General features: G+C 42.2%; 8 protein-coding genes. 3 read left to right on the top strand and 5 right to left on the bottom strand.

Annotation, left to right across the window (positions count from 1 at the left end):
* Positions 1–69: 69 nt before the first annotated feature.
* From F8B77_RS08150 to hemC, 4 genes are read right to left on the bottom strand one after another with little or no spacing between them, the layout of a single operon-like run.
* Positions 70–1,254, bottom strand: coding sequence for a heme biosynthesis HemY N-terminal domain-containing protein (locus F8B77_RS08150; RefSeq protein WP_151654946.1), 1,185 nt, complete (start codon positions 1,252–1,254; stop codon positions 70–72).
* Positions 1,251–2,486, bottom strand: coding sequence for a uroporphyrinogen-III C-methyltransferase (locus tag F8B77_RS08145; protein ID WP_151654945.1), 1,236 nt, complete (start codon positions 2,484–2,486; stop codon positions 1,251–1,253). The genes F8B77_RS08150 and F8B77_RS08145 overlap by 4 nt, the downstream gene beginning before the upstream one ends.
* A complete protein-coding gene (locus tag F8B77_RS08140; protein WP_151654944.1) occupies positions 2,483–3,244 on the bottom strand; it encodes a uroporphyrinogen-III synthase in 762 nt (253 codons plus the stop codon). Before F8B77_RS08140 ends, F8B77_RS08145 begins: the two co-directional genes overlap by 4 nt.
* 2 nt (positions 3,245–3,246) lie before the next feature.
* Positions 3,247–4,182, bottom strand: a complete 936-nt coding sequence (gene hemC, locus F8B77_RS08135; protein ID WP_151654943.1) for a hydroxymethylbilane synthase — start codon at positions 4,180–4,182, stop codon at positions 3,247–3,249.
* 255 nt (positions 4,183–4,437) lie between these two features.
* Between hemC and F8B77_RS08130 the strand changes: the two genes are divergently transcribed.
* On the top strand, positions 4,438–6,954 hold the full coding sequence (locus tag F8B77_RS08130; protein WP_151654942.1) for a class I adenylate cyclase: 2,517 nt from the start codon (positions 4,438–4,440) through the stop codon (positions 6,952–6,954).
* Between the two features lie 151 nt (positions 6,955–7,105).
* Positions 7,106–9,310, top strand: a complete 2,205-nt coding sequence (gene uvrD, locus F8B77_RS08125) for a DNA helicase II (protein WP_130087426.1) — start codon at positions 7,106–7,108, stop codon at positions 9,308–9,310.
* Positions 9,311–9,377: 67 nt separating this feature from the next.
* Here the strand turns inward: uvrD and rarD are convergent, their stop codons facing one another.
* Positions 9,378–10,292, bottom strand: a complete 915-nt coding sequence (rarD, locus tag F8B77_RS08120; protein ID WP_151654941.1) for an EamA family transporter RarD — start codon at positions 10,290–10,292, stop codon at positions 9,378–9,380.
* A 181-nt stretch (positions 10,293–10,473) separates the two neighbouring features.
* On the opposite strand from rarD, the gene recQ reads away from it, so the two are divergent.
* Complete coding sequence (gene recQ / locus F8B77_RS08115; RefSeq protein ID WP_151654940.1) at positions 10,474–12,309, top strand: ATP-dependent DNA helicase RecQ; 1,836 nt, start codon at positions 10,474–10,476, stop codon at positions 12,307–12,309.
* The last annotated feature ends 2 nt before the right edge of the window (positions 12,310–12,311 follow it).

Here is a 12,311-nt window from a genome sequence, read left to right as displayed (position 1 = left end):
ATGCCACGTTAATAGTGGCATTTTTTATGGGTATAAATTGAGTATTCTAAGTGCTAAATTACTTTTGTATTACTCTGTATCATCAACCATGGTAAGCGCTTTACGAGATAAGTCCGCTGCTGCTTGCTTACGGTTTTGCTTATCTAGTACTCGTGCAAGGTAGGCGTAATCAGACATATCTTCACGCACCTCTAATGCCGCTTCAAAGTGGTCGCGTGCGGGCTGCCATTTTTCTGTGCGCATATATAGCTGGCCAAGCGTACTTTGAATAACAGGGTTACGCACGTCGTAATTGGCCATGTTTTCTAGTAATACGGTTGCAGGATGATAATCAGCCAGGTTCAACGTAGGTAAGAGTGCGACTAAGCGATCATCCGCACGTTTCTTCAAGTTATCACGCAGGATAATATAAGCTTCAGAGTCTGCTTTACGATCATGTAATTGTTTGATTAAACAAATTAAAACAGGAACGTGTTTTTTTAGTTTCTTAGGCAGCGTATTCCAATGCTCTAATAAGCCTGCTGTGCCTTTATTGGTTGCGATAAAGGCCATTAATCCACATTCCGCTTTCTCTTCCAGTTCTAACGCTTGCCGCTCTGAAATAAGGTTCGCTTTAGTTAAAGGATGAATGATGTTCTTTAGGGCTTGCCATTCATTAAGTGCCAAATAACACTCTTTAAGTAACCCAAGTAAAATAGGGTTACGAGGGTAATCGACTTTGACTGACTGAAGAGTAGCAAGGGCGCGCTCATACTCTTCTTCACGCATTTGTAATTTTGCACTTGTTAGCGCTACCGCGAGTGTACTGTCTGACTGTTCAGAAGCCAGTTGTAGGTAGCGATCACGCTGTTCTATCTGTTGACGACCTTGAGCGGCTTCAGCAGCAGCAAGATAGTTAAGTAGAGGAAAGTCATTATAACGACCGCCTTTGGTGATCAGGCGTTCCGCTTCTTTCCATTCCCCCTCATGCAGTTTGATCATACCTTTAAAGGTGTTATAACGCGCTTTACGTAAATGACGAGCGCTGAACCAACCACGAGTAAAATTACCAACAGAGAGAATGCGTTTTACCAGTATTTCTAATAAAAATAACCCTGCGATCAAGGCTGCAATAAAGATAACCAGTGTGGTTAGACTCATTTCAATCGTTGTATCAGCCACAGAAATAAGCACATAACCTTGTTGGTCGGCAAATGTCGTCCCTACGATTAATCCACCGACTAAGACAATGGCCAGAAGAAGTAATCGGATCATGATTCATCTCCTTTAGTCATTTTTTCTACGTTGGCTTTCTTTTCAGGAGCAAGGGCTTTCTTTGCCGGCTCTGTTTTTACTTGCGTTTCGCCAATAGATTGTACGTTACGACGTAGGCGCTCAGAGATGAAATCAGACAGTAGCACTTGAGTTTTAAGTTTTTGTGGATAACGAACATCGACGTTGAGTTTAGCTAAGGAATCCAACTGAGCCATAAAGCTTTTTACTGCGGGGTCATCTTGTTGGAAATATTGTGAAGACCATAATTTCGCACTTTCTAAAGCGGTTGCGTAAACTTCACTTTGTTCACGATATAATGCTTTTGAAGCCAGCAGTAATTTACCTTTAATGTTTTCTTTTAGGTAGAAGTGTTGCTCAGGACTTAGTAATGGGATGACATTACCTTCACGCACACGATAAGTAATAAAGTGTCCTGCGAAGTCATCCAGTGATTGCATTAGGTTCGATTGCCAATCATTGATATTAGTAGACACTTCTTTTGTCTCAATCGCATTGGCTTCAGGAAGAATCGCACTGGCTAACGGTAATTGATTAATTTGTTGTTCAAGGCTATTTAGTTTAAGAACTAATCCATCACGGTCAATAAGAGGAATGGCTTTTAATGTCGCAATGTCATTGGCCATTGCGCGACGTAGAGGAGTTAAGCTTGGGTCATTTAGTGCAGAGATTCGTTGGTCGGCATTTTCCATTAATCGGGTAGCGCTAACCACATCATGCTCAAGCCACAGTTTACGACCAGCCATTTTTACCAAGTAATCAGCTTCAGCAAGTAGCCAGTCATTCGGGCGACGGCCTTTCACATCAGCAATCGCCAGTTGTAGGCTCGCAATGCTTTTATCTTGCTGTTGCATTAATACCGTTGCTTTACGAACGATTTCGTCTGCTTTATCGGTAATACGCTGCTCTGCGGTGACCAGTTTTGCATCAAAAGAGCTATCAGCAGCCTTGAGTTGTTGTTCAAGCTGAGCGATTTTAATCTGCTGTTGTGTTGTTTGTTGTTGAGAGGTAAGGAAGGTTCCGCCACTCAACAGAATAGAGATAATGATAGCAACAGTGCCTAGACGACGACTTTTTTTATCAACAAATGCGTCTGTTTTTGTCGTTGATTGTGGTGGTGTTTGCTCTGTTTTCTTCTGTTCTTTTTCTATTGCAGGAGAAGAGGAAACCAGTTCTGCTTCTTCTGCAGTCTGTGGTTGATTATTTTTTGTCATTTGAAAATCCCATCATGATGATGCTCACAGATATAGTGCAGCAAGTCGGAATTAGAGGCTCCGCCAACCGTTTCAATATGTTGATAACCAAGTTGTTGTCCAAGTAGGTTAATTCGTTCGCTAGGCACTAACAATCGACAGTGCAGCACCCAATCTAAGTCTGTTCCAGCAAATTGAGAGGTGAAAAACGACAGTTGCTCTCCGCTGGTGATAATTATGGTATTGATGTTTTGTGATTGCCATTTTTGGGCATTGAGTTTGCCATCAAAAGGCGTCATTTTACGTTGATAAACTTCACAGTAATTTACTTCTGCACCGAGTGCTTCAAGTGCTTGATAAATTAGATCACGTCCCCCGTTTCCTCGTAAAATAAGTACTTTCTTACCTGCCACACGGTTTAGCACTGGAAGCGCTAATAAATGTTCACTGTCGCTCGGTGTTGGGAAGTGTACTGCATCTGAAATATAGGTTCTGAGGTGTTGGGCGCTCTTTTGACCAACAGCAAGATAATTTAGCCCTTTTTTCCACTCAATTTGGTGATGTTGCAAGTAATTTTGAGTGTGTTCGACAGCGTGCTGACTGACCGCAATAAGGAAATCCCCATCAGAGAGTGGTGAGAAAAGTTCTGGAAGTTGAGAGAGTTCATTACCGGGATGGATAGTTAACAACGGGTGAGAAATAGCAGGATGCCCTAATTGATTCAGGGCATCACACAATGCTTGGCTCTCTTGCTCAGGGCGAGTCACCAAAATCGTCATCGTTAAGCGTCAGCGTAGAGGCGGTCTAAAATATCTTTCGCGCCATCGTTAAGTAACTGTTCAGCCAGTTGTGTACCCAATGCTTCGGCGTCTGATACAGACCCTGTAATTTCACCACGTACCATGATAGAACCATCAGGCTCACCAACTAACGCGCGTAACCAGATTTGGTCACCATCAATAAGAGAGTAGCTACCGATAGGAACCTGACAGCCACCTTCAAGACGGTTATTCATTGCGCGCTCACACAATACTCGATGCGCGGTTTCTGGGTGGTTTAATGGTTCAAGTAGTGCTCGAATACGAGTATCGTCCAAACGAGTTTCGATGCCCACCGCACCTTGACCAACGGCAGGTAGCGATTGTTCTGGTTCAATTGAGCTTTTGATTCTATCTTCTAGACCAAGACGGATAAGACCGGCACACGCAAGAATGATCGCATCATAATTACCGTCGTCTAATTTTTGTAGACGAGTGCCTACATTGCCACGTAGTTCTTTAATAATTAAGTCAGGGCGTGCTTCTTGTAATTGACATTGACGACGCAAGCTACAAGTACCAACAACCGAACCTAGTGGTAAGTCTTCAATGCAAGTGTAAGTATTTGAGACAAATGCATCACGTGGATCTTCACGCTCACAAATTGTCACTAAGCCTAATCCTTCAGGAAACTCAACAGGAACATCTTTCATTGAGTGAACCGCAAGGTCAGCACGGCCTTCTAACATAGCCACTTCAAGTTCTTTTACGAATAATCCTTTTCCGCCTACTTTTGCTAATGGCGTATCAAGAATGATGTCGCCTTTAGTTACCATTGTAACTAATTCTACTTCCAAACCTGGATGAAGTGTTTGCAGTGCATCTTTAACAAAGTGTGCTTGCCATAGAGCCAGAGGGCTTTTGCGAGTGGCAATTCGAACTGGTAATTGCTGTGACATAGTAATATCCGATCAAAATAATTACCTTATCCTATCACTACTTGAGGGTGAGGTGAAAATACAGGATGACAACAGTGTGATTATAGGTTAAAAACGACACCCAAATGGTATGGGCACCCATATTGTTGTAAGCGTGTAAACTTTACGAGCACAATGAAAAGTGTTATCTTGATCACGTTTTACAGTCGGTATTGAATAAATGATATTCAATATTAACCGTCATCACTGATGACAAAGATGAACTAGGCTTTCTATTTGCAAACCTATATTGAAACTTTAATTGCTAGACAGCAACGCCTTACGGAACAACGTATAGAGCGTGCGCTGGCATTAATGAAACCACTCGGGCAAGAGATTTTCCATCAATTGCCATTATTGTTGCATTTTAATCACTCGGAGCTTCCGGGTTTTATTGAAGGTGCACCTAGCGGTATTAAACAGTTTCATGCAAATAAGAAGCAGCGTGAGTGGATGGCTCAACTGACGCTTCGCTATCCTTTATCTACCTCTAATCAGGGCAGTATCCTTGGTTTGTATTCTATGGGTAGTACTTCTTCTATTGGTCAAACCATTGGCAGTGACCTTGATATATGGGTCTGTATTCCAGAAGATCTTCCCGCAGAGAAAAAAGTATTATTGCAGCAAAAGTGTGATGCGCTAACAGAGTGGGCAGAGCAATTTTATATTGAAGCAAATTTTTTCTTAATGGAACAAAACCGTTTTCGTGAAGCGTATTCAGAAGAGATGACGGGCGATAACTGCGGGTCTTCCCAGCACTTATTATTGTTAGATGAATTTTATCGAACGGCAGTATGTCTCGGTGGACAGCAGCTGTTATGGCAAATTATTCCACCAGAAATGGAAGAGAGTTATGACGAATATGTCGATCAGCTATGCTCTCAAGGTGTAATAAAAAGAGATCAATGGATTGATTTTGGGCGCCTAAATCATATACCAGCAGAAGAGTACTTTGGCTCTAGCTTATGGCAACTCTATAAGAGTATTGATTCACCGTTTAAGTCGGTGCTAAAAGCGATCTTATTAGAAGCCTATTCTTGGGAATACCCACACACTCAATTATTAAGTATTGATAGTAAACGTCGATTCTTTGCCGATGAGCCTGATCTCTACGGTATGGATGCGTATTATCTGATGCTAGAAAAAGTGACGCGTTATCTTGAGCGGACCAATGATCCGGCTCGTTTAGAATTAGTACGCCGTAGTTTCTACCTTAAAACCCATGAGAAATTGTCTCGTCGTCAAGGGCAAGGCTCTGTTGAATGGCGCCGTAAAGCGCTAACAGAATTGACGACTCAGTGGGGATGGCCTCAAGCGACGATTGTTGAGCTTGATTCTCGTCGTACATGGAAGGTGGAACAAGTTAAAAAAGCGCATAACGACTTGCTAGAAGCGTTAATGCAAAGTTATCGTAACTTGATCCGTTTTGCGCGTAATAATGATATAACGTCGTCGATTAGCCCCGAAGATATCAGTATTCTTGCTCGTAAGCTGTATGCTGCATTTGAAGAGCTGCCAGGCAAGGTGACCTTACTGAACCCCCAAATTTCCCCTGACTTACATGAAGCAGATTTGAGCTTCGTTGAAGTGCAAGATGGCGGTATTAACAAAGCGGGTTGGTATGTTTATAAAAAACCATTAATTGCAAAAGAGTTAATGGGTGCAAAGCACTTAGAGCATAACCGATATTTGAGTAAGTTAGTGGCATGGGCATTTTTTAATGGCTTACTAACCGAATCAACGCGTTTAGATGCCGTGGTTCGCGATGCTGATTTGAACATTGATAAGTTCTATCAAATGGTCAGTGATCTAAGAAATACCTTTTCTGTTCATATGCCACACCCAACCAAAGAAGAGTTGGGTAGTCCATGTGAGGTTCGCCAGCTTTCTATTTTTATTAATTTAGAAAATGACCCAACAGAAACATTGAAGATGAAGCCTGAACGTATGAATCAGACGGATGCGGATATTTTCAGTTGTGGTAGTGAGCAGAATAATCTGATCGGCAGTGTCGACTTGGTATACCGTAATTCATGGCATGAAGTGAGAACGCTTAACTTTAGTGGTGAGACCGCCATTCTAGATGCGCTTAAAACCGTACTATGTAAAATGCACCAAGACGCAACACGTCCCGAATCGGTTGATGTTTTCTGCTATAGCAAACAGATGCGCGGTATTATTCGTAATAATATTTATCAATTGCTGGCTGAGTGTATCGAACTGCGTCTAAAACCAGTTGAAAATAACGAAAAACGTCGTCGTTTTAAAGGCATAAAGATTGGCTCGACCATGTATGGCTTATTCTTTGAGCGTCGTGGGGTTTCGATTCAAAAACTGGAAGATTCGGTACAATTCTACTCGAGTATTTCAACCAATAAAGCAATTGGTTCAACGACTATTCCTCTTGGCGATAGCAGTGGTATCGTTATTCCAGAAGCGGTAGATTCGTTTGCAAGTGAAGGTTTAATTCAGTTCTTCTTTGATGACAGTCAGGATGAAGGCTTTAATATCTACGTCTTAGATGAAGAGAATAAGGTTGAGATTTACCATCAATGTTATGGCAGTAAAGATGACATGGTCAACAGCATTAACCATTATTACACCTCAAGCCGTAATAATGTCGATTTAGCGAATCCAGATAAAGTGAACTTCAATTTACCTCAGTTTTATGAAGTGGTCTCTAATGGTGAGCAAGAGACATCTATTTTACCTTACCGTAGTGGGCAGCAGCAATGTAAGGCAAAACCGGTCTAAGCTTTCTTATAAACTAAAGCGAAGGGACGTAAGCTAAGTCGAAGTCAGTCTTAGCTTTGCTCAATTAAAGGCAAATCCCCCCTCGGCGTTTGGGTCTCACTTCATTTCAGTATATACTTCACTCACATGTATAAATAACCAGTGTGATGTGATGGACGTTTCTTTTCTTCTTGATGGTCTTAATGACAAACAACGCGAAGCCGTAGCCGCTCCGTTAGAAAACATGCTTGTGCTTGCGGGTGCCGGTAGTGGTAAAACTCGAGTACTTGTGCATCGTATCGCATGGTTAATGCAAATCGAACAAGCGTCTCCTTTCTCAATCATGTCAGTAACCTTTACCAATAAAGCCGCCGCTGAAATGCGTGGTCGTATTGAAGAGTTAATGCATGGCAGTGCTGGCGGTATGTGGAATGGTACTTTCCACGGTATTTGTCACCGCATTCTTCGCGCTCATTATCTTGATGCAAAATTGCCTGAAGGCTTTCAAATTATCGATTCGGACGATCAACAACGTTTATTAAAACGCTTGATCAAAGCCCAGAATCTAGATGATAAGAACTGGCCAGCTCGCCAAGCTGCATGGTTTATTAATGGCAAAAAAGATGAAGGTTTGCGTCCGCATCAAATTAACACCTTTAATGATCCTATCGCTCAGACTTGGCTAAAAGTGTATACCGCGTATCAAGAAGCGTGTGATCGTGCTGGCTTAGTCGACTTTGCTGAAATTCTTCTTCGTGCCCATGAACTACTGCGTGATCACAAGCATATTCGTGAGCATTACCAAGCGCGCTTTAAGCATATTTTGGTCGACGAATTCCAAGATACCAACAACATTCAATATGCGTGGTTACGCATGATGGCTGGCTCAGATTGTAATGTGATGATCGTGGGTGATGATGACCAATCGATTTATGGTTGGCGTGGTGCCCAGATTGAAAACATTCAAAAATTCTTAGATGAATTTGTTGGTGCCAAAACCATTCGCCTAGAGCAAAACTACCGTTCAACCGCCAATATTCTAAACGCTGCCAATGAATTGATCAGTAACAACACTGAACGCATGGGCAAGAAATTATGGACTGAAGGCGTTGAGGGCGAGTTAATTTCTATTTATTCGGCGTATAACGAATTAGACGAAGCACGCTTTGCTGTGGGTAAGATTAAAGAGTGGCGTGATAACGGTGGAGCATTGGAAGACTCTGCTTTCCTATACCGTAATAACGCCCAGTCTCGTGTTCTTGAAGAAGCGTTAATTCAAGCAGGCTTACCGTACCGAATTTACGGAGGTATGCGATTCTTCGAACGACAAGAGATCAAAGATGCTTTGTCTTACTTGCGTTTAATGAATAACCGTAATGACGATGCTGCGTTTGAGCGTGTTGTTAATACGCCAACGCGTGGTTTAGGTGATAAGACATTAGAGACGGTTCGTTTTGCTGCTCGTGAGCGTGGTGCAACCATGTGGCAAGCGAGTATCGCTTTAATTGAAGAGCAAGTATTACCGGGTCGTGCTGCTGGTGCATTAAGCCGTTTTATCGAGCTAATTAATGCACTAGAAGACGATACTCGTGACTGTCGTCTGCATGAACAAACTGACCAAGTGATTAAAAGCTCGGGTCTGTTTGCTATGTATGAGCAAGAGAAAGGCGAAAAATCAAAAGCGCGTATTGAGAACTTGGAAGAGTTGGTAACCGCAACTCGTCAGTTTGATAAGCCAGAAGAAGCAGAAGAGATGACTGATCTCACTGCTTTCTTAACTCACGCAGCATTAGAAGCGGGTGAAGGTCAGGCGGATGAGTTTGAAGATGCCGTTCAACTGATGACATTGCACAGTGCTAAAGGGCTAGAGTTCCCGCTTGTGTTTATGGTGGGTGTTGAGGAAGGCATGTTCCCAAGCCAAATGTCAGCAGAGGAAGCCGGACGTTTAGAAGAAGAGCGTCGTCTTTGTTATGTCGGTATGACTCGTGCGATGGAAAAACTGTACATCACTTATGCAGAGATGCGTCGTTTGTATGGCCAAGATAAATACCATAAACCATCGCGCTTTATTAAAGAGATCCCAACGGAATGTGTTGAAGAAGTTCGCATGAAAGCGAAAGTCAGCCGCACAGGTTCGTACGGTAGCTATGGCTCGCAAGGCGCGTCTTCAGACAGCCGTTTTGGTCAAAAAGCGGTGAATAATAACTTTAATGAAACGGGTTATGCGTTAGGTCAGCGAGTGAAGCATCCTAAGTTTGGCGAAGGAACCATTATCAACTTTGAAGGGGCGGGTCCACAGGGTCGTGTTCAAGTTGCTTTTAATGGCGAAGGGATTAAGTGGTTAGTCACTCAATACGCTAAATTAGAATCGCTGTAATTTAAGTGATTTAAAAATAAAAAAAGAGAGCGAATTTGCTCTCTTTTTTATTAACGTAATATCAAAACTAATGCCTGATCTTCTTCTTTTTCTTTCTGAACAAGATAGCATCGGTAGTAAATACAATCAGAGCACTCCAAATAAAGACAAAGGTAATTGCCTTATCTGCACTAAACTCCTCTCCGTAAAGCCCAACCGCAAGAACAAACATTAAACTTGGTCCTATGTATTGGAAAAACCCTAACGTCGATAGTTTTAATCGTGTAGCAGCACCGGTAAAACAAAGCAGAGGTACCGTGGTAATAATGCCCGCAGCAACGAGTAATAAATTTAGAGTCATTGGATTTGCTGCAAAGTTTGAGGTTGGGGAGTCTGCAATAAATAATAAATAAACAGCAGCAATAGGTAACATAACGAGAGTTTCAATAAATAAGCCAGATTGTGCATCCATCGCTACTTTTTTACGTAATAAACCATAAGAACCGAAACTACAAGCCAGTGCTAATGCAACGATAGGGATAGAGCCAAAAGTGACTAGCTGAATAACCACACCAATGACGGCAAAAGTAACCGCAAGCCACTGTAGTTTGCGCAATCTCTCACCCAAGAAAACCATTCCAAGCATGACGTTAAAAATAGGGTTGATAAAATACCCAAGGCTGGCATCCAACATATGATCGGCGGTAACAGCCCAAATAAAGATGAGCCAGTTAGTTCCTATTAATAATCCTGTAGTTGCCAGATAAGCCATTTTTTTCTTATCTTTTAACGTGTTAGAAACGGTTTTCCAGCCTTTAGATAGAAACAGTAATCCAGCCAGAAAAAAGAAAGACCAAATCACACGGTGACTTAAAATCTCAAAAGGCGAGACTTCACTGATGGTTTTAAAATAAATAGGTGCAATGCCCCACATGGTGTAAGCACCAAGAGCAAAAAAAACACCCTGGCGAGTGCGCTGTTGTTCGAGTTCAGTGGTTGGCATAAGCAAATTCTTAGTGAAGTATTGTAATAGATAAGGTCTTTTTATGATCACACCTTATAGGAGTTATTATGTGACGAAGTATAGAGGGGAGTGTCGAATGTGCCTAGTATTTTCCTATTGCTCTTTTCCTCACCAATAACCATAGGTAGAATGAGCCTCCCATAGTATTGATGAGTTTTTTATGTCCAGCATTATCGCAGAGCAGTTAATGGAACAGGTATCGCCAAGTTATACCGTTTTAAAAGACGTGTTTGGCTACCAAGAATTCCGTGTTGGACAAGAAGAAGTCATTAATGCCGTCCTTGATGGTAAAGACAGCCTTGTTATCATGCCAACGGGCGGTGGTAAATCTCTCTGTTATCAGATACCCGCATTGGTTTTTGACGGGTTAACCTTGGTTATTTCTCCTTTAATCTCATTGATGAAAGACCAGGTTGATCAACTTAAAGCTAATGGCGTAAAGGCGGAGTGTTTAAACTCAACCATTGATCGTGAAGAGCAAATTTCGATTTGGAATCGTGTTAACTCTGGCGTGGTAAAAATGCTGTATGTTTCACCTGAACGCGTGATGATGCGTGACTTTATGGATCGTTTAGCCTCCTTAAATTTGTGCATGATAGCGGTAGATGAAGCGCACTGTATTTCACAATGGGGTCACGATTTCCGTCCAGAATACGCATCACTTGGACAGATTAAACAACGCTTTCCTGCTGTTCCTATTATGGCCTTAACCGCGACAGCTGATGATGCTACGCGTAAAGACATTTTAAATCGTCTCTCTTTACCGAATCCTCATGAATATTTGGGCAGTTTTGACCGTCCAAATATCCGATATACGGTATTAGAAAAGCACAAGCCAGTAAGTCAAATTGTTCGTTATCTTGCTACACAGAAAAACCAGTGTGGTGTGATCTATTGTGGCAGTCGTAAAAAAGTAGAAATGTTGACGGAAAAGCTCTGCAATAACCATATTCGAGCTGCGGCTTATCACGCTGGTTTGGATTTGGATGAGCGCAACTACGTACAAGAAGCGTTTCAGCGAGACGATATTCAGATCGTGGTAGCCACGGTTGCTTTTGGTATGGGGATTAATAAATCAAACGTTCGTTTTGTCGCACACTTTGATATTCCTAAGAACATTGAATCTTACTACCAAGAGACAGGACGAGCAGGGCGTGATGGTTTGCCTGCTGAAGCGGTAATGTTATACGATCCTGCCGATATTGTATGGCTAAGAAAACTGGTAGAAGAGAAGCCTGAAGGTCCTCAAAAATTGGTAGAAAGCCATAAACTGAATGCCATGACTGCTTTTGCTGAAGCCCAAACTTGCCGTCGCCAAGTACTATTAAACTACTTTGGAGAATACAGCGCTAAGCCTTGCGGTAACTGCGATGTCTGTTTAGACCCACCAAAACAATTTGATGGTACAGAAGCTGCACAAAAAGCATTATCTTGCGTATATCGAGTAAACCAAGGTTTTGGTGTTGGCTATGTGGTGGAAGTATTACGAGGGCTAAAGATCGCCCGTATCCGTGAACATGGCCATGATAAGTTATCGACTTATGGTATTGGTAAAGAACACAGCCATGAGTATTGGGTGAGTATTATTCGCCAGCTGATCCATAAAGGATTATTAGCGCAGAATATTACCCGAAACTCGACCTTACAATTAACAGAAGAAGCTCGTCCTATCTTAAAAGGACAAGAAGCCTTAGAGCTTGCTGTTCCGCGTTTAGATATTGCGGCGAAAACAGCAAAATCAGAAAAACTCAATAACCGTAATTACGATAAGCAGCTGTTTGCTAAGTTACGTAAATTGAGAAAGTCGATTGCAGATCGCGATGACTTACCACCTTATGTGGTCTTCAGTGACGCGACCTTAATGGACATGGCTGATATCACACCGACATCCTATGGTGAAATGCTTGCCGTAAATGGCGTAGGTCAGAAGAAGTTAGAGAAATACGCCGATCCATTCTTGGATCTGATTGAAATGCACATTACCGGACAAGGATAAGT

The organism is Aliivibrio finisterrensis, assembly GCF_008933155.1.
Lineage (GTDB): Bacteria > Pseudomonadota > Gammaproteobacteria > Enterobacterales > Vibrionaceae > Aliivibrio > Aliivibrio finisterrensis.
The sequence above is the reverse complement of the archived record's forward strand: the minus strand, read 5'-3'. Positions and strand labels throughout refer to the sequence as shown.